The sequence below is a fragment of the Streptomyces sp. NPDC002669 genome (assembly GCF_042889165.1).
In the GTDB taxonomy this organism is placed as follows: domain Bacteria; phylum Actinomycetota; class Actinomycetes; order Streptomycetales; family Streptomycetaceae; genus Streptomyces.
This window is the reverse complement of record NZ_JBIAQQ010000001.1, coordinates 1-21,874: the sequence shown is the minus strand read 5'-3', so window position 1 is coordinate 21,874 and position 21,874 is coordinate 1. Positions and strand designations below refer to the sequence as shown.

At 74.7% G+C, this 21,874-nt stretch carries 17 protein-coding genes; 12 read left to right on the top strand and 5 right to left on the bottom strand.

The window, feature by feature from the left end; translation table 11 throughout:
- The first annotated feature begins 21 nt into the window (after window positions 1-21).
- From ACFYW1_RS00085 to ACFYW1_RS00070, 4 genes are all read left to right on the top strand, one after another.
- On the top strand, window positions 22-2,001 hold the full coding sequence (locus ACFYW1_RS00085) for a prolyl oligopeptidase family serine peptidase (RefSeq protein ID WP_388985025.1): 1,980 nt from the start codon (window positions 22-24) through the stop codon (window positions 1,999-2,001).
- Window positions 1,998-2,942 carry an LD-carboxypeptidase gene (locus ACFYW1_RS00080; RefSeq protein WP_388985023.1) on the top strand — a complete coding sequence of 315 codons (945 nt, stop codon included), beginning with the start codon at window positions 1,998-2,000 and terminating at the stop codon, window positions 2,940-2,942. The genes ACFYW1_RS00085 and ACFYW1_RS00080 overlap by 4 nt, the downstream gene beginning before the upstream one ends.
- 178 nt (window positions 2,943-3,120) lie before the next feature.
- On the top strand, window positions 3,121-4,956 hold the full coding sequence (locus tag ACFYW1_RS00075; protein WP_388985021.1) for a CocE/NonD family hydrolase: 1,836 nt from the start codon (window positions 3,121-3,123) through the stop codon (window positions 4,954-4,956).
- 32 nt (window positions 4,957-4,988) lie between these two features.
- Window positions 4,989-5,561, top strand: coding sequence for a GNAT family N-acetyltransferase (locus ACFYW1_RS00070; protein WP_388985019.1), 573 nt, complete (start codon window positions 4,989-4,991; stop codon window positions 5,559-5,561).
- 37 nt (window positions 5,562-5,598) lie between these two features.
- On the opposite strand, the gene ACFYW1_RS00065 is transcribed toward ACFYW1_RS00070, so the two are convergent.
- Together ACFYW1_RS00065 and ACFYW1_RS00060 are read right to left on the bottom strand one after the other, a co-directional pair.
- Complete coding sequence (locus tag ACFYW1_RS00065) at window positions 5,599-6,249, bottom strand: response regulator (protein ID WP_388985017.1); 651 nt, start codon at window positions 6,247-6,249, stop codon at window positions 5,599-5,601.
- Window positions 6,237-7,358, bottom strand: coding sequence for a sensor histidine kinase (locus ACFYW1_RS00060; protein ID WP_388985015.1), 1,122 nt, complete (start codon window positions 7,356-7,358; stop codon window positions 6,237-6,239). Before ACFYW1_RS00060 ends, ACFYW1_RS00065 begins: the two co-directional genes overlap by 13 nt.
- Window positions 7,359-7,743: 385 nt before the next feature.
- Between ACFYW1_RS00060 and lanL the strand changes: the two genes are divergently transcribed.
- The 6 genes from lanL to ACFYW1_RS00030 all read left to right on the top strand — a co-directional run bounded on the left by lanL (window position 7,744) and on the right by ACFYW1_RS00030 (window position 16,425).
- Window positions 7,744-10,557, top strand: coding sequence for a class IV lanthionine synthetase LanL (lanL, locus tag ACFYW1_RS00055; RefSeq protein WP_388985013.1), 2,814 nt, complete (start codon window positions 7,744-7,746; stop codon window positions 10,555-10,557).
- Entirely contained in the window at window positions 10,554-12,344 is a 1,791-nt protein-coding gene (locus tag ACFYW1_RS00050) for an alpha/beta hydrolase family protein (RefSeq protein WP_388985011.1), read from the top strand. The genes lanL and ACFYW1_RS00050 overlap by 4 nt, the downstream gene beginning before the upstream one ends.
- Before the next feature lie 55 nt (window positions 12,345-12,399).
- A complete protein-coding gene (locus ACFYW1_RS00045; protein WP_388985009.1) occupies window positions 12,400-12,516 on the top strand; it encodes an ALQxL family class IV lanthipeptide in 117 nt (38 codons plus the stop codon).
- Window positions 12,517-12,598: 82 nt separating this feature from the next.
- The gene (locus tag ACFYW1_RS00040; protein ID WP_222872278.1) at window positions 12,599-12,715 is read left to right on the top strand and encodes an ALQxL family class IV lanthipeptide; all 117 of its coding nucleotides are present in this window, start codon (window positions 12,599-12,601) and stop codon (window positions 12,713-12,715) included.
- Window positions 12,716-12,811: 96 nt separating this feature from the next.
- Window positions 12,812-14,590, top strand: coding sequence for an ABC transporter ATP-binding protein (locus ACFYW1_RS00035; protein WP_388985007.1), 1,779 nt, complete (start codon window positions 12,812-12,814; stop codon window positions 14,588-14,590).
- Window positions 14,587-16,425 (top strand): ATP-binding cassette domain-containing protein, encoded by a 1,839-nt coding sequence (locus tag ACFYW1_RS00030; RefSeq protein ID WP_388985005.1) that lies wholly within the window; start codon window positions 14,587-14,589, stop codon window positions 16,423-16,425. The genes ACFYW1_RS00035 and ACFYW1_RS00030 overlap by 4 nt, the downstream gene beginning before the upstream one ends.
- A 26-nt stretch (window positions 16,426-16,451) precedes the next feature.
- On the opposite strand, the gene ACFYW1_RS00025 is transcribed toward ACFYW1_RS00030, so the two are convergent.
- Both ACFYW1_RS00025 and ACFYW1_RS00020 read right to left on the bottom strand, forming a co-directional pair.
- Complete coding sequence (locus ACFYW1_RS00025) at window positions 16,452-17,510, bottom strand: PucR family transcriptional regulator (RefSeq protein WP_388985003.1); 1,059 nt, start codon at window positions 17,508-17,510, stop codon at window positions 16,452-16,454.
- A 404-nt stretch (window positions 17,511-17,914) separates the two neighbouring features.
- Window positions 17,915-18,364, bottom strand: a complete 450-nt coding sequence (locus tag ACFYW1_RS00020; RefSeq protein ID WP_388985001.1) for a peptidase inhibitor family I36 protein — start codon at window positions 18,362-18,364, stop codon at window positions 17,915-17,917.
- 468 nt (window positions 18,365-18,832) lie between these two features.
- Between ACFYW1_RS00020 and ACFYW1_RS00015 the strand changes: the two genes are divergently transcribed.
- The gene (locus ACFYW1_RS00015) at window positions 18,833-19,366 is read left to right on the top strand and encodes a hypothetical protein (RefSeq protein ID WP_388984999.1); all 534 of its coding nucleotides are present in this window, start codon (window positions 18,833-18,835) and stop codon (window positions 19,364-19,366) included.
- 260 nt (window positions 19,367-19,626) lie between these two features.
- Window positions 19,627-20,502, top strand: a complete 876-nt coding sequence (locus ACFYW1_RS00010) for a universal stress protein (protein WP_388984997.1) — start codon at window positions 19,627-19,629, stop codon at window positions 20,500-20,502.
- A gap of 30 nt (window positions 20,503-20,532) precedes the next feature.
- Here ACFYW1_RS00010 and ACFYW1_RS00005 read toward each other — a convergent pair whose 3' ends face one another.
- Window positions 20,533-21,528, bottom strand: a complete 996-nt coding sequence (locus tag ACFYW1_RS00005) for a hypothetical protein (RefSeq protein WP_388984995.1) — start codon at window positions 21,526-21,528, stop codon at window positions 20,533-20,535.
- Window positions 21,529-21,874 lie beyond the last annotated feature (346 nt).

Here is a 21,874-nt window from a genome sequence, read left to right as displayed (position 1 = left end):
CCGCAACAGGGGGAAACGATCATGCTGCCCACAGGGGCCCACGGAACCTGGCCGTCGCCGATCGACGCCGCGCTCGCCGCCTCGCGCGACGGACGCCCGGAATACGTCGGCATCATCGGCGAGGAGGTGTGGTGGACGGAGCCGCGCCCCGCGGAGGCGGGCCGCCGCGCCCTGGTCCGCCGCCGGGCCGACGGAAGCACCGACTGCGTGCTGCCCGCGCCCTGGAACGTACGGAGCCGGGTCATCGAGTACGGCGGCCGGCCCTGGGCCGGGACCGAACGCGCCGAGGGCGGCCCCCTGGTCGTCTTCGTCGACTTCGCCGACCAGCGGCTGTACGCCCACGCCCCCGACGGCTCCGACGCGCCCCGGCCGCTCACCCCGGTCTCGGCCGTCGGCGGCGGGCTGCGCTGGGTGGACCCGCGCATCCACCTCGACCGGGGCGAGGTCTGGTGCGTCCTGGAGGAGTTCACCGGCGAGGGCCCCACCGAGCTGCGCCGGGTGATCGCCGCCGTCCCGCTCGACGGATCGGCGGCCGACGACCGGTCGGCGGTGCGCGAACTCACCGACGACGGCCACCGGTTCGTCACCGGCCCGAAGCTCTCGCCCGACGGGCGGCGGGTGGCCTGGATCGCCTGGGACCACCCGCGGATGCCGTGGGACGGCACCGAGGTGATGCTCGCGGACGTCACCGACGACGGCACCTTCGCCGACCCCCGCAGCTTCTGCGGCGGCCCGGAGGAATCGGTGCCGCAGGTCGAATGGGACACCGAAGGACAGCTCCTGTTCGCCAGTGACCGCAGCGGCTGGTGGAACCTCTACCGCGCCGACCCGGACCGGGGCGCGGTCGCGCTCTGCCCCCGGGAGGAGGAGTTCTCCGGCCCCCTCTGGAAGATCGGCCTCGACTGGTTCCAGCCCCTGGAGAACGGCCTGATCGCCACCGTCCACGGCAAGGGCGCCACCACGCTCGGCATCCTCGACCCGCAGAGCGGCGAACTCGTCGACGTCGTCGGACCCTGGACCGAATGGGCCGAGACGCTCGCCGTGCACGGCAGCCGGGTCGTCGGCATCGCGGCGAGCCCGTACAGCGCGTACGAGGTCGTGGAACTGGACACCAGGACCGGCCGCACCCGGGTCATCGGCGCACCGCACGAGGACGCCGTCGACCCCGCGTACTGTCCGCGCCCCGAGGAACGCACCTTCACCGGCCCCGACGGACGCGAGATCCACGCCCACCTCTACCCGCCGCGCAATCCCGAACGGACCGGCCCCGAGGGCGAACTGCCGCCCTACGTGATCTGGGCGCACGGCGGCCCCACCGGACACGCCGCGCTCGTGCTCGACCTGGAGATCGCCTACTTCACCTCGCGCGGCATCGGCGTCGCCGAGGTGAACTACGGCGGCTCCACCGGCTACGGCAGGGCCTACCGCAACCGGCTGCGCGAACAGTGGGGCGTCGTCGACGTCGAGGACTGCGCGGCCGTCGCCGAGGCCCTGGCCGCCGAGGGCACGGCCGACCGCGACCGGCTCGCCATCCGGGGCGGCAGCGCCGGCGGCTGGACCACCGCCGCCTCGCTGACCGGCACCGACGTCTACGCCTGCGGGACGATCATCTACCCCATCCTCGACCTGACCGGCTGGGGGACCGACGAGACCCACGACTTCGAGTCGCAGTACCTGGAGTCCCTGGTGGGCCCGCTCGCCGAGGTGCCCGACCGCTACCGCGAACGGTCGCCGATCAGCCGCACCGACCGGCTGGCCACCCCCTTCGTGCTGCTCCAGGGGCTCGACGACCCGATCTGCCCGCCCATCCAGTGCGAACGCTTCCTCGCCGCCCTCGAAGGGCGCGGCATCCCGCACGCCTACCTCGCCTTCGAGGGGGAGGGGCACGGGTTCCGGCGCGCCGACACCATGATCCGGGCCCTGGAGGCCGAACTCTCCCTCTACGCCCAGACCTTCGGCATCGAACACCCCGACGTACCGACGGTGGAGCTCAAGAAGTGAACCTCGCCCCCCTGACCCGCCCGGCCCGGCTGCGCACCGGGGCACGGGTCGCCGTCGTGGCCCCGAGCGGGCCGGTGCCCCCCGAACGGCTGGAGGCCGGGCTCGACGTCCTGCGCGGCTGGGGCCTCGAACCCGTCGAGGCCCCCCATGTGCGCGACGTCCACCCGGAGCTGGACTACCTGGGCGGTGCGGACGCGGCACGCGCCCGGGGGCTCCAGGAGGCGTGGTGCGACCCGTCCGTGGACGCGGTGATCTGCGCCCGCGGCGGATACGGCGCGCACCGGATGGTCGACCTGATCGACTGGACGGCGATGCGCGCCGCCGGGCCGAAGGTGTTCGTCGGGTACAGCGACATCACCGTGCTCCACGAGGCGTTCGCCCGGCACCTGGGGATCGTGACGCTGCACGGCCCGATGGCGGCCACCGAGACCTTCCTCAAGGACCCGGACACCCAGGAGTCCCTGCGGGCCACCCTGTTCGAGCCCGAGACGGTACGGACCCTCGGCCTGCCCGGCGCCGGGGCACTGGTGCCCGGCCGCGCGGAGGGCGTCACGTACGGCGGCTGCGTGAGCCTGCTCGCCGCCGACCTCGGGACGCCGCACGCCCGGACCTCCGCCCGGGGCGGCCTGCTGGTGATCGAGGACACCACCGAGGACCCGTACTCCATCGACCGCATCCTCACCCAGCTGCTGCGCTCCGGGGCGCTGGCCGGGGTGGCCGGGGTCGCCTGCGGCTCCTGGGCGGGCTGCGGCCCGTACGAGGAGGTGCGGGCCGTCCTCCTGGACCGGCTCGGCCGGCTGGGCGTCCCCGTCGTCGAGGAACTGGGTTTCGGGCACGGACCGACGGCGCTCACGATCCCGCTCGGGGTGCCCGCCGTGCTGGACGCCCCGGCCGACGGCGGTCCCGCCACGCTCACCACGCAGCTGCCGGCCCTGGTCTGAGCAGCACCGAAGGGCGGAGAAACGGGCTCGAACGGAAGGGAACCGAGCCGAACCGGGCCGAATGGCGAAGAAGTTGAACAACATTCAGGAAACGCCGCCCGGTGCGTTGACAGCACTATGACGCATGTCACAGCATGAGCGCCGCCCGGCACGTACCGGCCGGTAAGGCGCCCTCGGTGTGGAGGTCCTCGTGTCACGTGCTGTTCCCCGCCCCCGCCCCCGGTCCGGGTACCGGGCACCGTCCCGGAAGCCGGCCGGGTACCTGGCCTCGGCCGCGCTCGTCGCGCCCCTCCTCCTCGCCGGGGCGGGGGCGGCGAGCGCCGAGGGGACCGCCCCGTACACCGTCACCCCGCTGAAGTTCACGGCGCGGGTGGACGGGCGCTCGTGCACCGTCGACGCCGACCTGTACCGCCCCACCGGGGCCGACGCACGGCACCCGGCCCCCGCCGTGCTCGCCACCAACGGGTTCGGCGGCAGCAAGTCGGACGGCACGACCGACGCCCTCGGCAGGGCGGTCGCCTCCCGCGGTTACGTCGGCCTGGTCTACTCCGGGCTCGGATTCGGCACGTCGGGCTGCCTGATCACCCTCGACGACCCGGCCATCGACGGCCGGGCGGCCACCGCACTGATCGACTTCCTCGCCGGGACCCGCGCCGCCGACGACGGCACCCGGGCGGACTTCGTCGCCCAGGACGGCGACGGCGACCCCAGGGTCGGCATGATCGGCGGCTCCTACGGCGGCGCCGTCCAGCTGGCCACCGCCTCCGTCGACCGCCGCGTCGACGCCCTCGTACCGCTGGTCACCTGGAACGACCTGGCCTACGGGCTCGCCCCGAACAACGCCGATACGCGCGAGGGCGTCTCCTCCGACACCGCCGGTGTCTTCAAGTGGCAGTGGACCAACGGCTTCTACCTGATGGGGGAGGGGCAGACGGTACTGAACGCGAGCCTCGACCCGTCCCGGTTCAACAACCTCACCTGCCTCCACTTCGCGCCCCGGGTGTGCGACACCGTCCGGCTGCTCAACTCCGGCCGCTACCCGGCGGGCCCGACGGCGAGGATGCTCGCCTACACGCGCAGCGTCTCCCCCGTCGACTACCTGAGCCGGATCAAGGCGCCCACCCTCCTCGTCCAGGGCCAGGCCGACAGCCTGTTCAACCTGAACGAGGCCACCGCCACCTACGAAGCCCTCAAGAAGCAGGGCACCACGGCCAAGATGATCTGGCAGGCCTGGGGACACAGCGGCGGCCAGGCACCGGGCGAACTCGACCTGAAGCAGGGCAACCTGGAGACCAGCTACGTCGGACGGCGTGTCCTCGCCTGGTTCGACCGCTACCTCCGGCACAACCGGAACGCCGACACCGGACCCGACCTCGCCTACTACCGCGACTGGCGGAGCGGCTACGGCACGGCGTCCTCCGTACCGGCCCTCTCCCGGAAGCTGTATCTGTCCGGCGACGGCAGGCTCGTCGACGGGCGTTCCGAGGTCGCCCGGGGCAGCCGCAAGTACACCAACCGGCTGGTCCCGACCAGCCATTCGGAGAGCTCCCTCGCCGGTCTCCTCGGCCTGCCCGACTCCCGGCCGTACGACACCAAGGGCACCCACCTCGGCTGGACCAGCGCCCCGCTGCCCTCCGCCGTCGACGTGGTCGGCGCACCGAGGGCCACCCTGAAGGTCGTCTCGCCGAGCGCGGAACGGGTGCAGAACAGCGGTGACGCCGCCGACAAGCTCGTCCTGTTCGCCAAGATCTACGACGTGGCCCCGGACGGCGGAAGGACGCTGGTCAACCGGCTCGTGGCCCCGGTCCGGGTCCCGGACGTCACCCGCCCGTTCACCGTGCAACTGCCGGGCATCGTCCACCGCTACGAGGCGGGCCACCGGCTCGAATTCGTGATCGCGGCGAGCGACACCGCGTACGTGGGCAACCGCGGCATCAAGCCGGTCACGGTGGTCAGTTCCCCCGAGGACACCGGCGTACTGGAACTGCCGGTGGTCGGCGACCGGGCGGAGTGAGACGGCCCGCGGACAGCCCCTAGGCTGGCCGGATGTCCGAGACCAACCGCCCTGCCGCGGGGCGCCGCGTGCTGATCCGCCCCTTCGCCCGGGAGGACGCGGAAGAGTTCACCCGCCGGGCGAGGGAGAGCCGGGAGCTGCACCACCCCTGGCTCTTCCCGCCCGTCGACACCCGGGCGTACGCCGCCTACGCGGACCGGCTGATCGACGACCCCACCCGGGCGGGCTTCCTCGTCTGCGAACGAGAGGACGCCGGGGCCGCCGGCGGGATCGTGGGCTTCATCAACATCAACAACATCGTCACCGGGGCGTTCCGCTGCGGCGCGCTCGGCTACGGGGCCTTCGCCCACGCGGCGGGGCGCGGCCTGATGGGCGAAGGGCTGGACCTGGTCCTGCGGCAGGCCTTCGGACCGCTCGGGCTGCACCGCCTCGAAGCCAACGTCCAGCCCGACAACAAGGCGTCGATCGCCCTCGTCCGCCGGGCCGGATTCCGCCTCGAAGGGTTCTCGCCCGACTTCCTCCTCATCGACGGGGCCTGGCGCGACCACGAACGGTGGGCGATCACGGCCGAGATGCTCGCCCCGCAGGGCCCCGGGAACCCGTAGCCGTACGGGCGGACGGCCGGCGGGCCGGGGAGAGGGCTCACGCCGGGGGGATGCCGGGGTGCACCCAGCCGTCCTCCCGGACCCGCAGGGCCAGGTCGATCTTGGTGTAGGTCGGCCGTCCGGCGTCCTGGTACTTGGCCTTGACCCGGTCCAGGTAGTACTTCGCGGTGTTGGCGGTGATCCCGGCCCGGCGGGCGGTGGCCTTGAGGGTGAGCCCGGAGGCGTAGCCCACGAGCACCTCGCGTTCCTTCGGCGAGAGCTTCGGGCGGATGCCCTGGTCGCAGGCCCAGGCGAAGGCCAGTTCCGGGGAGTGCGCGGTGCCCCCGGCGGCGACCTCCTCGATCGCCTCCACGAGGACGGACAGGTCGTGGTCCTTGGTGAGGTAGCCGTCGGCGCCGTCCGCGACGGCGGCGACGATCCGGTCGCGGTCCGGCACCACACTGATCATCAGCACCCGGCTGCCGGCCTCCCGCAGTCGGCGGATGTTCTCGGCGGACGGACGTCCGTCGCGCAGGACGAGGTCCAGCAGGACGACATCGGCCCGCTCCCGCTCCCCGTCGAGCAGCTCGTCCACCGTGCAGGCGCAGCCGACGAGCCGCAGCCCCGGGACCCCGGCCAGCCAGGACCGGATTCCGTCGAGCAGCATCCGGTCGTCGTCGACCACGGCGACGGTGATCACCTCGGCCATCTCAGCTCCACGCTCACGCCCTCGCCGGGAGCGCTGTCCACGGTCGCGTGGCCCCCTATGCCGCGCATCCGCTCGTGCACGGAACGGGTGAGGCCGAGGCCCCCGCCGCCGCTCCCGGGCTCGAAGCCCCGTCCCCGGTCGACCACGGTGACCACCAGCCGGCCGGAGTCCCCGGTGACCGTCAGATAGGCGTGGCCGGTGCCCGCGTGGCAGCGGACGTTGTTCAGCGCCTCGGTCACGGCCCGGGCGAAGGGCAGGGCCACGTCGCCGGGCACCCTGGGCGGTTCGTGGTACCGGGCGGTCACCCGCAGTCCGAGCGCCTCCGCGGCCCGCACCGACTCCTCCAGCGCGGCGAGGAGCTCCGAATCGGCCCCCTGGTCGTCCGTCTGCTCGACCAGCCGTCTCAGATAGGCCGCCTCGCGGGCGCATCTCCGCCGCATCTCGGGGGTGTTGGCATCGACGCCGCCGCCGGAAATGGCGGTCAGGGTGGCGAGGACCGTGTCGTGCAGCGCCTGGTGGTGGGAGATCCGCTCCGCGTACCTGGCGCGGTGCGCCTCCGCGGCCAGGGCCCGCTCGTTGGCGGCGTCGAGCAGGGCGCCCTGCCTGCGGAAGTACCACCAGAGCACCCCGGAGACGACGGCCGAGAAGACCAGGGCGTTCAGATGACCCCCGGTCACGGCCGCGTCGGCGCCGACCAGCAGATACCCGGCCAGGTGCGTCGCCACCAGGAGCGCGGTGGCGACGACGACCAGCCGGAGGGGGAGGGCGGCGGCCGCCATGGCCGCCGCGGATCCGCCCAGCAGCATGACCCAGGCGATCGAGGCGGGGGTGTGCGCCCCGCCCCATAAATAGGCGCAGAACGGGAGCAGACAGCCGACCACGGCCACGTCGATCCAGACGGCCCGGGGGACAAGTCGCCCCTGCCGCCTGGCAGTCGTGTGCACCACGGCGCTGGAGGACAGGGCCGCGACCAGGATCAGCCACTGGACCGGGCGATTCCACTGATGCTGGACGACGCCGGCGATCCCGGCGACGAGATGGCTGCCCCGGTAGAGGGACGTGGCCAGAACCATGGAGGTCTGTGCACGGTGGAGCCCGGTTTCGTCCATGTACATGCCTTCCCGTTCGCTGTCCGCAACCCCCCAGAACGGGTGGTACACCGGTCCCTCGGTGCACCGATAACGTCACCCATGGCGATCAGGGGGGCGCCTCACGGCCACCCTATGCGCGGCCGTGCGGGCGCTCCCCCGAGAAATGCAGAAAGCTGATCATTTTGCCCGATCAGTCCTGATACTCCCGTAGTTGACTCCTCATCGGGCGATGTGGACGACCCCTCAGGAACAGCGCCTCCCGGCCGCCCGCCGGATCGGACCGCCACGCCCCGTACTTCCCGCGCCGGGCGGCCCCGGCCGGTTCCCGGTCCCCTCCCGCCTCCTCGTCGTGGCAGCCCGGCCGCTCCCGCACGCCCCGACGCCGCACCCGGAAGGAAACCCCGTGACCGCTGATGGCCAGGCACCCGGCGCCGATGGGTACTTCGTGGTGAGTACCGCCCTGCTGCCCGGAATCGTCGAGGGCGTACTGCACCGGCGCGGCGCCACGGGATGGGCCGTCGACCGGGGCGACTTCTGGTGCTCGGTCCGTCCCCGGGACCACCGCGGCGCGGAGCAGGGCTGGAAGCTGCACCTGTCGGCCACACCGCTGTCCGCGGCCCTGGTGCTGGCGGTGGCGTCCGAGGTGCTGATCGAGGAGCGGGCCTCGTTCAAGTTCGCGGGCAGCGTGGAACGCGTCGCCGAACTGACGGGCGGCCGGGCGGACCGGGGCGGCGGCGGCAAGTTCATCACCGTGTACCCCGACGGCCCGGACCACTTCCGCCGGCTCGCGCGGCGGCTGCACGGGGCGACCTTCGGCCTCAGGGGCCCCGGCATCCTCTCCGACCGGCGCTACCGCCCCGACAGTCTCGTCCACTACCGCTACGGGGTGTTCCGCGGCGTGCGCACCATGACCAACGACGGCGACGCGGACGTCCGGCTCCGCCGGCCCGACGGGGGGCTGGAGAAGGACCGGCGCCAGGCGTGGCCGACCACACCGCACTGGGCCCCGCCGCCGTTCCCCGACGACCCGGACCCCGCGAAACCGACGGCCCCCGCCGAGTCCTCCCGGAAGAAGCCGGTGGTGCTGCTCAACGACCGCTACGTCGTCAGCAGGGCGATCCGGCACGCCTACAAGGGCGGCGTCTACCTCGCCACCGACCGCGCCACCGGCCGGGAGGTGGTCGTCAAGGAGGCCCGCCCGTACGTGGGGGTGCGCATGGACGGCACCGACCTCCAGGACACCCTGCGCCACGAGGCCGAGATGCTGGACCTGCTGGCGCCGCTGGGCCTCACCCCGGCCCGGATCGACCTCTTCTCCCAGGGCGGGAACCTCTTCCTCGTCCAGGAACGCGTCCCGGGACGGACCCTGCGCGAGCGGATGCCGGAGCGGCCGGTGCGGGACATGGCGGAATTCCTGGGCCTGGCACGGCAGGTGGTCGACATCGTCGAAGGGGTCCACGGCACCGGCCACGTGCTGCGGGACCTCTCCCCGAACAACCTCATGGTCACCCCCGACGACGAGGTGCGCCTGATCGACGTCGAGTACCTGGCCCGGCAGGGCGTCCCGGTCCGCCGCGGGTACACCCCGGGCTACGCCGGCCCCGAGATCAGCTCCCTGGTCGACTACGAACCCACCGCCCCCGAGTACGAGGGGGACCTCTACGGACTCGGAGCCGTGCTGCTGCACCTGGTGGCGGGCGTGGACATGCTCCTCGTCCCCGACGAGCGCCCGGTCGGCGAGCGCACGGACGCGCTGATCGCCCTCGCGGTGGCCGACCGTCCCTGGGCGCGCCCGCTGCTCCCCCTGCTGCTCGCGCTCTGCGCCGCCGACCCCGCCGAGCGGTGGGACCTCGCCCGGGTGCGGGAGGCGCTCGCCGCCCCGGCGGAGGAGACCGGGACGGACCGCGTGGAGTCCGTGACGGAGCCCGGGCCCGGCCCCGCCACCGCCCCCGACCTGCGCATCGCCGACGGAGAACGCGACCGGCTGATCTCCGACGGCCTCGCGTACCTGCTCCGCACCCGGGGCACCGGCAACGGCGGGCACCTCTGGCCGGTCAACGGCTTCGGGGCCACCACCGACCCGCTGAACGTGCAGTACGGCGCGGCCGGGGTGCTGGCGGTTCTCGCCCGGGCCGCAGCGACCGGCGGGGAGCCCGAACTGCGGGACGGCGTAGCGGAGTTGACGCAATGGATCCGCGGACGGCTGGCCGATCCGTCCGCCGGACGGGCCGCCGACGGGACGACCCTGCCGGGGCTGCACTTCGGCCGCTCCGGCACCGCCTGGGCGCTGCTGGACGCGGCCCGCCTGCTCGGCGACGGGGCGGTGGAGGCGGAGGCGTCCGCGCTGGCCCGTACCGTCCCCGTCGACTGGCCCAGCCCGGACATCTGCCACGGGACGGCCGGGGCGGGCATGGCCCAGCTGCACTTCTGGCGGACCACCGGCGACGCGGAGTTCCTCGACCGGGCGGCCGCCTGCGCGAAGACGCTCCTCGCCGCCGCCGAGGACCACCCCGCCGGAGTGATCTGGCCGGTCCCCGCCACGTTCGCGTCGAGCCTCGCCGGGGCCCGCCACTACGGGTTCGCCCACGGCATCGCGGGCATCGGCGCCTTCCTGCTGGCCGCCGGACTCGCCACCGGCCGGGAGGACTTCGTCCGGGCCGCCCGCACGGCCGGCGACACCCTCGTGACGCTCGCCCGGGTCGCCGACGGGCAGGCCCGGTGGGCGGCCGGGGACCGCACCGCCGACGGCGTGGCCGGACAGACCCACTGGTGCAGCGGGTCCTCCGGCATCGGCACCTTCCTGATCCGGCTGTGGCGGACCACCGGCGACGCGCGCCACCGGGACACCGCCGTGCTCGCCGCGGCGGGGGTACGACGGGCCATGTGGCTCTCCTCGCCCGCCGCCTGCCACGGCCTGGCCGGCAACGCGGAGTTCCTCCTGGACCTGGCCGCGGTCCTCGACGACCCCCACTACCTGGACCTGGCCCGGGAGCTGGCGCAGTGCATCCGCACCCGGACCGTGCTCAGGGACGGCCTCCTGGTCGTCCCCGACGAAACGCTGGAGGCGGTCGTCGCCGGCTACCAGACGGGACTCGCCGGAACCCTCGGCATGCTCCTGCGGCTGCGTGACGGCGGTCCCCGGCTCTGGATGCCGGACTCCCCGGCACCGGCCGCCCCCGCCGGACGGGACGTCCCGCTCGTGGCCGGTGCGGCATGACGCGCCGCCCCGACCGGATCAGCTTCCGGTTCTCGGCGAGGGCCCGCCACGCGGCCTGTCTGGTGAGCACCGCGGAGGGCGGGTTCGTCCCGGCCCGCTGGGACCTCGGCAGCGCGTCGCCGCAGTACCGGGAGGGCGCCTCCACCGAGTCCACGGCGACCCAGGTCCTGCCGACCGACGAGGGCGAACTGCTGTTGCTGCGCAGCGCGGTGGGCAGCGGACGCCACCGGCTCGCCCTGACCGGCCCCGACGGCGGGCCCGGCCCGGCCACGACGATCGCCGCCCGGGGACTGCGGCTGGTCCCGGGCGGCCCGCCGGGCACGCTCGCCCTCGCGGTGGAGACCGACGCGGGAGGCCGCACCCGGGTGTGGCAGGTCAGGAACGACCCCCTGCGCCTGGCCCACCCGGTGATGCTGCCCGGTCGCGTCACCGGCCTCCTGCCGCTGGACGAGGAGGGAATCCGGTACGCCACCGACCTCGGCCGCCCCGACGGCTGTCGCCCGGTCGTCCTGAACCTCCGGGAAGGAATCGGAAGGGGACTCCTGCTGCCCGAGGGCGGACACATCCACCGGGTCCTGCTGTCGGCCCCGCGCTCGGGGCTGCTGCTGACCGCGAGCGACCCCGGGGACGGGCGGCTGCGCATCGGCCGCACCACCGTCGACGGCCGCACCGCCCTGAGCTTCCCCGAACGGCTCAACTCGCTCGACGGCTCGGTGTTCCCGCTCGCCGCCGACCCGGCGGGCGAACGCGTGGCCCTGAGGGTCACCAAGGGGGCCGCGGCGCGCCTGTTCCTGTACGACGTCGCCGACGACCGGCCGTACCCCACCGGACTGCCCGCCGGGGCCGTCCACCCGGCCGCCGGATGGAACGAGCACGGCCTGCACGTCGTGTACGCGAACCCCGCCCGCCCCGCCGACCTCGTGACCCTCCCGGACGACCCCGCGCGGCAGGGCACACTGCCGCCGCCCGCCCCCGACGCCCGCACCGAACGGTTCGACACGTCCGACGGCGGGTTCGAGGCCGTCTGCCTCGGCGACTGGCGCACCGCGGACACCGTGACCGTCGCCCTGCACGGCGGCCCCGAGGACGCCTGGACGCTGGGCTTCCACCCCCTGCTGCACCGCCTGACCGAGGCCGGGACGGCCGTGGTGGCACCCAACCAGCGCGGCAGCACGGGCTACGGCCGGGCACACACCTCGGCCGTCCACGGCGCCTGGGGGGTCCCCGACCTCGCGGACATCCGCGCACTGGTCAGGACGCTGACGGAGCACCGGCCGCCCGGCGCGAAACCCCCCGCCCTCCTGGGCGTCAGCTACGGCGGCTTCCTCGCCCTGCTGGCCGTGTGCGCCGACCCCCACGCCTGGTCGCGGTGCGCGGCGGCCGCACCCTTCCTGTCCGCCCGGGGACTGTACGAGCGGGCGACCCCGGCCGTACGCGCCCTGATCGAACGGCACGGCCTGGGCACACCGCCGGACGACGAACTCGGGCCCCGCAACGTCGAGGTGCTCGCCCACCGCATCCGGGTGCCGCTGCTCGTCGTCCACGGCACCGACGACTCCCTCGTACCGGTGGAGGAGACCCGCCGGCTGCGCAAGCGGCTCATCGAGGCGGGGCGCGTGGAGCACACCCACTTCGTCTGCCTCGAAGGCGCGGGCGCGGGCCACGACCTCCTCCAGGAGCGCGGCGGAGCCGGACTCACCGACCGGCTGGTGACGTTCCTGACCCCCGGGCCCGGGGCCGCCGCGCCGCCCGCCCCCGATCTCACGGCCGCCCGCGCGACCGTGTGACACCGCCGGCCCCGGCGGTGTACCGCGACCACCCCGCGACAGGAGGTGAAACACCATGACCGTCGACGTGGACGAGCTCCAGACGCTGGAGGGCGAGGAAGCCGTCGCCCTGGCCGGCTGCACCCGCACCTGCACCTGGACCTGCACGATCACCAGCATCGAGCAGCAGTGACGCACCGGCGGCACCGGTCGGTGACCGCGCCCGGCCGCCGCCCCGTACGACGACCACTCACCGACGAAAGGAAAACACCGCGATGACCATCGACGTGGACGAGCTGCAGACCCTTGAGGGCGAGGAGGCGGTCGCCCTGGCCGGCTGCACCCGCACCTGCACCTGGACCTGCACGATCACCAGCATCGAGCAGCAGTAGCAGACCGGTGCCGGGCGTGTCCGCGTCGGCGGCGCGCCCGGCACCCCGGTACGTCCCGCGGCCCCACCGGCCGGCGCACCACCCGGAGGAGGAACCATGACGTCCCCGCAGCGGCTCCTGAGGGAAGCCACCGCCCGGTCCCGGGGATGGTTCGCCCTCGCGGGCGCGGCGGCCGTCATCGGCTCCGCCGGCACGCTCGCCCTGCCCTGGACCCTGGCGACCGCGCTCGACTCGGTCATCGGCGAACGGCCCTCCGCCGCCCCCGTGTACGTGTTCGCCCTGGTCCTGGCGGTCGTGGTGGCCGCCGGTGCCCTGCAGACCCTGGCCGGCGGGACGTACGGCGCCGCGGCGGTGGCCGCACTGCGCCGGGACCTGGCCGGGCGCGCCCTGGACGCCGGGATTCCCGGCGCTGCGCGGTTCCCGGCGGGCGACCTCGTCGGCCGCCTCTCGGCCGGCTGCGCACAGGCGGGCCAGGCCGGATACACCGTGGTCACCTCCGCGGCCTCGGTGCTGACGTCGCTGGGCGGCGTGGCCGCGCTGTGGCTGCTGGACTGGCGGCTGGGCCTCGCCTTCCTGCTGGGCGTGCCCCCACTGGTGCTGATCGCCCGCGTGTTCATGAACCGCAGCTCGCACCTGTTCCTCTCCTACCAGGAGACGCAGGGCAGGATCTCCGCGCTGCTGCTGGAAGCGCTGGGCGGCGCCCGGACCATCGGCGCGAGCGGCACGGCGGACACCGAGATCTCCCGGATCCTCCGTCCGCTGCCGGAACTCTCCGGGACCGGGCACCGCATCTGGCGCCTGCAGCGCGACACCGGCTGGCAGGTCGGCCTGCTGGTCCCCGCCGTGGAGGTACTGGTCCTCGGCATCGGCGGCTTCGCCCTGGTGAACGGGGACATCAGCGCGGGACAACTCGCCGCCGTGGTGGGCTACACCGCGGTCGCGATGTCCCTGCTCGACCAGCTGGACGCGCTCTTCTCCCTCGGCGTCTCGCTCGCCGGGGCGCGCCGGGTCGCCGAGGCCATCGACCAGCCGGTGGCCGCCCCCGGCACCCGGACGGACACCGGGCCCGCGACCGGCGCGGTGACGTTCTCGGGGGTCGGCGTCCGCTCCGGCGACCGGGTCGTCCTCGACGCCGTGGACCTCGACGTCCCGGCCGGCACGTCGCTGGCGGTGGTGGGCCGGTCCGGCTCGGGCAAGAGCACCCTGGCCGCGTTGCTCGGCCGGCTGCGGGACCCGGACGAGGGCACGGTGCGCATCGACGGCCTCCCGCTGCGCGAACTCGCCCCGCACACCCTCCGCGCCCTGGTCGGCTACGCCTTCGAGCGCCCCGCCATGCTCGGCGGAACGGTCCGCGGCATGATCGCCTTCGCCCGCCCCGACACCCCCGACGACACGGTGGAGGCCGCCGCCGCGGCGGCCCACGCGGACGACTTCGTACGGCGGCTGCCGCACGGCTACGACACCCCCCTGTCCGACGCCCCGCTCTCGGGCGGCGAGGTCCAACGGCTGGGCCTGGCACGGGCCCTGGTGCACGACCCGGCCGTGATCGTCCTCGACGACGCCACGTCCAGCCTGGACACCGCCACCGAGGCCCGGGTCGACGACGCCCTCACCGCTGCCTGGTCCGGCCGCACCCGGGTCGTGATCGCGCACCGGGTCTCCACCGCGGCCCGGTCCGACCTGGTGGCCTGGCTGGACGAGGGGCGGATCCGCGCCGTGCGACCGCACCACGAGCTGTGGCGACTGCCCGAGTACCGGGAGCTGTTCGCCGCGACGGCCCCCCACGCACAGGAAGCGACGCCCCCTCACACGCAGGAAGCGACGCCCCCTCGTACGCAGGAGGCGGCGACCCCTCACACGCGGGAGAAGGCATGAGCGAGCCGTCATCTCCGGCGCCCGTCCTGGCGCCCCCGCCCGCACCCCCCGGCCCGGCGGCGCACGCCCCCGACGCCGGGGCCGCCCCGGTGGGCCTGCGGATGCTCGGCGGCTTCGTCCGCCGCCACCGCGCCGCGACCGCGGCGGTGGCGGGATGGTCCGTCATGGAGTCGCTCCCGGCGCTCTTCTCCGGCCTCCTGGTGGCCGCCGCCCTGGACCGGGGCTTCCTCGCGGGGCGCCCGGCCACGGGCATGCTCTGGCTCGGACTGCTGGGGGCCGCGATGGTGCTGCGCGCCGTCATGACGCGCGAACTCACCCCGCGGCTGGGCCGGCTCGTCGAGCCCCTGAGGGACGAGCTGGTGACCGAGGTGGTCTCCGGCGCGGTGCGCCGGGCCGTCGGCGGGGCCCGGGGCGACGCCGGTGCGGGGGTGGCGCGGCTGACGGTCCAGGTCGAGAGCGTGCGCTCCCTGGTCTCCGCCCTGCTGCGCTCGGCCCGGCAGCTGGGAGTCTCCCTGGTGATGGCCCTCATCGGCCTCGCCGCGCTGTCCGCGCCGGTGGCGGCGGCGACCCTGCCCCCGGTTCTCCTCACCCTGGCGTCGTGCGTACCGCGGCTGCGGCGACTCGCCGGACGGCAACGCGCCCAGCTGCGGGCGGAGGAGTGCCTGACCACGACCGCGGGCGAGGCGTTCGGCGGCATCCGGGACGTCGTCGCGTGCGGCGCCCGCGACCGGGTGGCGTCCGGCATCACCGCCCGGATAGCCGGCCACGAGGACGCCTGCCGTGCCACCGCGCGCACGATGTCCGGCAACACCCTGCTGGTGGCGGCGGGCAGTCAGCTGCCCCTGCTCGCCCTGCTCGTCGCCGCCCCCGCCCTGCTGCGCGGGGGCACCCTCACGGTGGGCGAACTCCTCGGCGCCACCAGCTACTTGATGAGCGGGGTGACCCCCGCGCTGCGGGCACTCGTCGCCGTCCTCGGCTCCTGGGGGGTGCAGCTGGACACCGTGCTGCGCCGGCTGGGCGGCACCATGACACCCGCCGCCCCCGTGCCCGCGCCGGGCCGTGTCCCGCTCTCCCCGGACCTCTCCCTGGAGAGGGTCACCCATGCGTACGGGCCGTGCGCCGCCCCGGTGATCGACGACCTCTCCCTGGACGTCCCCGCCGGCTCCCACCTGGTGGTGGTCGGCCCGAGCGGGGCCGGCAAGTCGACCCTGACCACGCTGATGGCCGGGCTGGCGGTCGCGGACGGCGGCCGGCTGACCCTCGGGGGAGTGCCGGTCGAGGAGGCCGACCGGGCCTGGCTCCGCCGCGAGGTGACGCTGATTCCCCAGGAGGCGTACGTGTTCACCGGCACCGTCCGGGACAACCTGCGCTATCTGCGGCCGGAGGCCGCCGACGCCGAACTGACGGCATCACTGGCGGCGGTCGGCGCCCTCGGCCTGGTCGAGCGGCTGGGCGGGCTGGACGCGTCCGTGGGGCTGGACGGGCCGGAGCTGTCCGCCGGTGAGAAACAGCTCGTCGCCCTGGCCCGCGCCCATGCGTCGGCCGCCTCCGTCGTCCTGCTGGACGAGGCCGGCTGCCACCTCGATCCGGCGGCCGAGGCACGGGCGGAGGAGGCGTTCGCCGCCCGCGGCACGACGCTCGTGGTGGTCGCGCACCGCATCAGTTCGGCGCTGCGCGGCGGGCGGGTCCTGGTGCTGGACGGGCGGCGGACGGCCGTCGGCACGCACGAGGAACTGCTCGTCGCGAGTCCGCTCTACCGCGACCTGGTCGGCCACTGGATGTCCGGCCGGTCCGCCGGACCGCCGGCGGGCGCCCCCGCCCGGCCCGTGACCTGACCGCGGCGGGAACCGAGGGGCGCCCGTCAGAGGCTCTGTTCGGGCCAGTTGAGCAGGCGCGCCCCGATGACGGCCGTCTGGAGGGCGTAACGATGGTGCGGGTCGGCGGGGTTGGTGCCGGTGAGCTGGTGGATGCGTTCGAGGCGGTAGGTGAGGGCGCGGACGCTGAGGGAGAGCTGACGGGCCGCCTCGGTCGCGTTGCAGCCGGAGTCGAAGTAGACGGTGAGGGTGTCGAGGGCCGTCCGGGGGCCGCCACGGGCCCGCAGGAGGGGGCCGAGGGTGGTGCGGACGAGGTCCGTCATCGCCTGGCGGTCCCGGGTCAGCACGGGGTAGACCAGCAGATCGGCGGCGTTGAGGACGGGGGCGTCCAGGTCGAGACGGACGGCGAGGTCGAGGGTGTTGAGGGCTTCCTCGTAGGAATGGACGACGCCGTCGGCCCCGTGATGGGTCCGGCCGATCGCGGTCCGGCCGCCGTCGGTCGCGGCGTGGACCTGCTTGGCGAAGTGGGTGAGCACGTCGCGCCGGTCGCCGGGGGCTATGCAGATCAGCCGCCCCTCCTTCGTGGTGAGGAGGATCTGCCGCTCGCCGAACCGGCCGGTCACCGCGCGTTCCACCCGCCGGGGCACGTCGTCGCCCTCGGCGTACGGATCGGGGCCCTGGGCCACGGCCACGGCATGGGCCCGGGACAGCCGCAGGCCGAAGCGTTCCGAACGCTCGGCCAGACGGCCCAGGTCGCTGCGCCCGTAGAGCAGGTCGTCGATGAACTCGCGGCGGGCGGCCTCCTGCTGACGTACCGCGAAGTGCTGGGCCCGGTCGTACCCCTCGGCCAGCGCGTCGATGGCCTGGGCCATGACGGCGAGGGCGCTGTCGCTCGACGCGAGCGTGCCCGGCCAGGCCGAACGGGTCGCTTCGAGGTGCTTCGCGACGACCTGGCGCAACGTCGCGCCGCTGCCCGCGGCCCGCTCGCCGAACGCGCGCAGGGCGTCGAGCTCGGTACGGGTCAGGCGGCGGTTGCCGGAAGCGGCCGCGGCGAGCAGTTCCGGGTAGCCGTCGAAGCAGTGGCCGACCGCGTCGGAGCCGTTCACCGGTGTGCCTCGTACCGCGAACCGGTATCGGGAAGGGCGGAACGCTCGCGGGAGCCGTCCTGCACGGGGGTCCTCCGGGACGTCGATCGGAATCCGGGGACATTTGTCCCCCGACTGCCGACCAGACTTCCCGGCACACCAGCGCGAATTCCCGCGCGTTCCGCACACTCTATCCCGCACGGTCCGCGCGTACAGGGGCAGCCGTTCCGGCGGACACGGCCCCGCGCGGCCGGGCGAGGAGGAGGGCCCGCCCCGCCGCCTCCCGGTGCCGGACCGGGCGCGACGCGCCTCGTCGCCGGACCCGGTGCCGGACCCGACCACGAGGGGTGGTGCGAAGGCGGTACGGAGGTCAGCGCCCGCCCGGCGCCCGTCCCGGCGGCGCCCCCTGCGCACGGGACGGACGGTCAGTGCATCCAGTGGACGATGTCGACGGTGTCGTTCGTCTCCGCCGGCTCCTGGAGCGACCGGCCGGGGAACAGCGGACGGAGCCGCTCGCCCTCGAGGTCGACGAGCGTCGCGAGGCCGCGGGTGTTGTTCACCCACGAGGACACCTCGTTGGCCGCGGTGGATCCGTGGACGCCGCCCGGCATGGGCAGGTCCCGCAGGTCCACGTTGTAGCCCTCCCCGATGCCGTAGGCGGGACCCCGGTTGTTGTAGTCGCGGTACAGACACAGGGTGAAGGGCGGGCAGGGCTCGCCGTCGTTGAGCTTGACCACGCCCGGAGGCAGCGCGATCCCGGGCTCGGGGGCGGCGTGGGCCACACCGGCGCCCAGCGGCAGCAGCGATCCGACCGTGGTCATGGCCACGACGGCCACCCGGGCCAGTCGCGCGGACATCGTGAGGCGTGCGGTCATGGAACTCTCCTGATTGCTTCGGGGCACCCGGTTGTGCGGCGGGTGCCGTGAGAGGGGGTGACGGAACCCGGAATCGGCGGCGTGGAGCTGCCCCGGTACCGCCGGGATTCCGGCGGAGTGCGCCTCCGTCACCACGGATGATTACACGGAGAGATGATTCGTGACGCAGGGTGTGTGCAGGTGAACGGGGTGTGTCTCGGGGGCTGCGTCCGGTCGGGTGGCGGCCGGGCGGCGGGGGTGGCGTCATGGTGCGAAACCGGCGCACGGCGTCCGGGGGGAGTGCGCCGGATGCATGCGAGGTGAAGGTCAACTACCTTGTTCTCCAAGGAAGTTGATGAACACCCTGCGGGGCCGCGAGGAAGGCGGCGGGGGCGGTCGCGTTCCTGCGGACGGGCCCGGCGCGAGGACCGGGCGCCCCGACCGGGCACGTCCCCGGGATGTTCACGATGTCGAACGGGGGAGGGCCCGATGAGGCGTACCGAGGTGTCCAAACAGCTGGGCGGATTCGTCCGCGAACACCGTACCGACGGCGGCAGGCGGCTGTGGCACGCGGCCGTCGTGATCGTCGTCGGCACGGTGGGCCTGGCCTTCGGGATTCCGGTGACGATCGCGTCGATCGGCACCACCGAGGGCGCGCCGCAACTGGCGGGGCTGCTGCTCGGAGTGGGACTGGTGGGATGGGGCCTGGGGATCTGGCGGCTGACCCAGGCGTTCCGCACCCGGGAGCAGTGCTTCGACATCCACGAGCGGGGACTGGCCCACCGGGTCGCGGGTACCGTCACGCTGATCCCCTGGGAGGACATCGCCGAGGTGGACGCCCGCGGCGGCAGCGAACAGATACTGGCCGAGACCCGTGGCATGGGCTTCGGCTGCGCCATCAAGTTGAACGACGGCCGCTGCATAGGGTTCGACACCTTCACCGAGGACGCCAGGAAGCTGGCCCAGGTCGTCCACGGAGCGGTGCATCTGGGGCGGTTTCCCCAGGGGCGGGGGCGGCGGTAACGACCCCGGCGGCCCGACCGCCGGTGCCCCGGGCCCGGGGGACGAGGCCCGGCTCCGCATGCGCCGCCGCGGGATCCGGTGTACTTGTCGAAGGAGACGGGCCCGTGCCCGGCGCGCCGCCCTCCGTACCCCGGGCCGGGCTGCGGGCGCCGGAGGAACGACACGGGCGCCGGGGACGACCACGAGCGTCGGAAGCGGCGTGGCGGACGGCGCGTGCGCGTCTTGTCGTTCCGGCTTCTCGTGAGACGGAGGCAGTCGCCATGGAGCCAGTCGTCACCGTCGGCCTCGACGGGTCCCCCGAGAGCCTCGCCGCCGCCCGCTGGGCCGCCGACGAGGCGGAGCGGCGCGGGTTCGCGCTGCGCCTCCTGCACGCGTGGCCCCTGCTGGCCGCCGAACCGCCCGGGGTGCCCGCCGAGGCGGACCAGAACTACTGGGCGAGACGGATCGTGGACAAGGTCGGGGCGGAGCTCCGGGCGCGCCATCCGGGCCTGTCCGTGGTCGACGACCTGGTGGCCGAGGACGCCGAGCAGGCCCTGATGCGGGCGGCCGCGGAGTCCGAGATGGTCGTCCTGGGCTCGCGCGGGCTGCTGCCCGTCGAGAGCTACTTCCTCGGCGACATCAGCATGCCCGTCGTGGCGCACGCCGAGCACCCGGTGGTCCTGGTGCGGACCGGGGCCGACGGGGACGGTCCGCGGCCGGAGCGGACCGGTGCGGGCGGCGTCGCGGTGGCGCTCAAACTGCACGGCCCCTGCGAGGCCCTGCTCGAATTCGGCTTCCGGACCGCCGCCGCGCGCGGTGTGCCCCTGCGGGCCGTGCACGGCCGGAGCCTGCCGGTGGACGCGTACGTGCCCTGGGGCGTGGACCACGAGGTGGCGGAGGAGGTCGCCAAGGAGGCACAGGAACTCCTCGACCGGACCCTCCGCCCCTGGCGCGACAGGTTCCCGCAGGTGGAGGCGGTCGACAGCCTCGCGCTCACCAGCCCCGCCAAGGCCGTCGTACAGGCCGCCGAGGACGCCGGCCTGCTGGTCGTCGGCCGCCGCAGGCGCCGCCGCCCCCTGGCCCCGCACCTGGGCTCCGTGGCCCAGGCCGCCATCCACCACGCCCGCTGCCCGGTGGCGATCGTCCCCCACGAGTGACCCGACACGCCGTACGGGTGCGGAGCGCCGCTACCGGGGACCGAGGAGCCGGACCGTTCCGTCCGCCGCGACGTGCGCCTCGGCACCGGTCCACGACGAGGCGACCACGACGGCGTCCTCCTCGGGCAGCACGGTGACGGGGAACAGGGGGCGGGAACCACCCGGCATCGATGTCCCCTCCAGGAAGGCCCGCCCGATTTCGGCCAGCCGCAGTTGGTGCGGCGTCAGCCCGGCCCAGGAGAGCCGTTCGCGCAGCCACGCCGGCTGCCTGTCGGCGTCGCGGGGGAACCGCGCCAGGTCCCGCGCGTACTCCTCCGGGCCGGGAGGGGGCAGGAGGAGCGGCTCGCCGTCGTAGTCGAAGGCGGTCTCGGCGAGGTCCCCGGCGCTGAAGTCGAGCGTCATGCCGAACCACGTCCCCGAACCGGGGGTGTGCATGACGGCGCGCAGTTCGGCGAGGGCCTCCGCGAACGCCGGTGTCCCGGCCTCCCGCACCCTCACCGGCATTCCGCCGCGCTCGCCCGAGCACCGTGCCTGCGTACGGCCGTCCACCACGGACACCGCGAACCGGATGCGGTCCCAGTCCGACGACTGGGCCGCGGCCAGCTCCGTGGCCAGGGTCTCCGCCAGCCGGTCCCGCACGGTGTACGGAGGCCGGGGACCGGGTCCGGGTGCCGCCGCGGGCTTCGCGGTCGTCCGTTCGGTGCGGGCCCCGGCCGGCCGGAAGTGCTCCAACGGTGTGCGGCGCCCGGAACGGAAGACCTCGATCGCCTCGTGCGGCGGGGCGGCCGAGCCGGCGAACAGCACGGTCTCGTCCGCGGCGACGTACACCCGGCCGCCGCCCCGCACGGTGTGCGCGACCAGTACCGCGTCGTCCTCCGGCAGCGCGGTGACGGCGAGCGGCACGTCCGCGCCCGCCATCCGGCGCATGAGCGTGCGGCCGAGACCGGCGAGCCGCCGCTGTCGCGGTGTGAGCGCCGCGTCGGCGGCTTCCGCCCGACCGGGGAGCGACGGTCCGCCCGTGCTCATGCGTCCTCCGTACGGCCGGACGTCCCCGGCAGGGGGCGGCGGGACACCGGCCGCGCCGCGGGCCCCTCCGGTACCAGTGCGTCGATCATGTTCCCCTCCCCGGCACCCCGGCGTGCCCCACCGCACACCGAGGTCGTTCGTTCCTGCCGCACCATACGGCGCACGCGCCCCGCCGACGAACTGGCGCGGCCCCGCCGGGCCGCGGCGCTCCCCTCCGCCCTTCGTCCACCGGGCGGATGAACTCCGCTGCGGGTCAGTGGAGTTGGTTGCCGAGGGGGGTGCCGGGGGGTGGTGGGGGGAGGACGTGGGCGATGGCGGATGCGCGGTGTTCGATGAAGGGGGTGAG

Bases quoted from the DNA above. Each gene is read 5' to 3' on its own strand.
- ACFYW1_RS00085 (WP_388985025.1), top strand. From the start codon at position 22: ATGCTGCCCACAGGGGCCCACGGAACCTGGCCGTCGCCGATCGACGCC.
- ACFYW1_RS00070 (WP_388985019.1), top strand. From the start codon at position 4,989: ATGTCCGAGACCAACCGCCCTGCCGCGGGGCGCCGCGTGCTGATCCGC.
- ACFYW1_RS00065 (WP_388985017.1), bottom strand. From the start codon at position 6,249: ATGGCCGAGGTGATCACCGTCGCCGTGGTCGACGACGACCGGATGCTG.
- ACFYW1_RS00060 (WP_388985015.1), bottom strand. From the start codon at position 7,358: ATGGACGAAACCGGGCTCCACCGTGCACAGACCTCCATGGTTCTGGCC.
- ACFYW1_RS00050 (WP_388985011.1), top strand. From the start codon at position 10,554: ATGACGCGCCGCCCCGACCGGATCAGCTTCCGGTTCTCGGCGAGGGCC.
- ACFYW1_RS00045 (WP_388985009.1), top strand. From the start codon at position 12,400: ATGACCGTCGACGTGGACGAGCTCCAGACGCTGGAGGGCGAGGAAGCC.
- ACFYW1_RS00040 (WP_222872278.1), top strand. From the start codon at position 12,599: ATGACCATCGACGTGGACGAGCTGCAGACCCTTGAGGGCGAGGAGGCG.
- ACFYW1_RS00035 (WP_388985007.1), top strand. From the start codon at position 12,812: ATGACGTCCCCGCAGCGGCTCCTGAGGGAAGCCACCGCCCGGTCCCGG.
- ACFYW1_RS00030 (WP_388985005.1), top strand. From the start codon at position 14,587: ATGAGCGAGCCGTCATCTCCGGCGCCCGTCCTGGCGCCCCCGCCCGCA.
- ACFYW1_RS00020 (WP_388985001.1), bottom strand. From the start codon at position 18,364: ATGACCGCACGCCTCACGATGTCCGCGCGACTGGCCCGGGTGGCCGTC.
- ACFYW1_RS00015 (WP_388984999.1), top strand. From the start codon at position 18,833: ATGAGGCGTACCGAGGTGTCCAAACAGCTGGGCGGATTCGTCCGCGAA.
- ACFYW1_RS00010 (WP_388984997.1), top strand. From the start codon at position 19,627: ATGGAGCCAGTCGTCACCGTCGGCCTCGACGGGTCCCCCGAGAGCCTC.
- ACFYW1_RS00005 (WP_388984995.1), bottom strand. From the start codon at position 21,528: ATGAGCACGGGCGGACCGTCGCTCCCCGGTCGGGCGGAAGCCGCCGAC.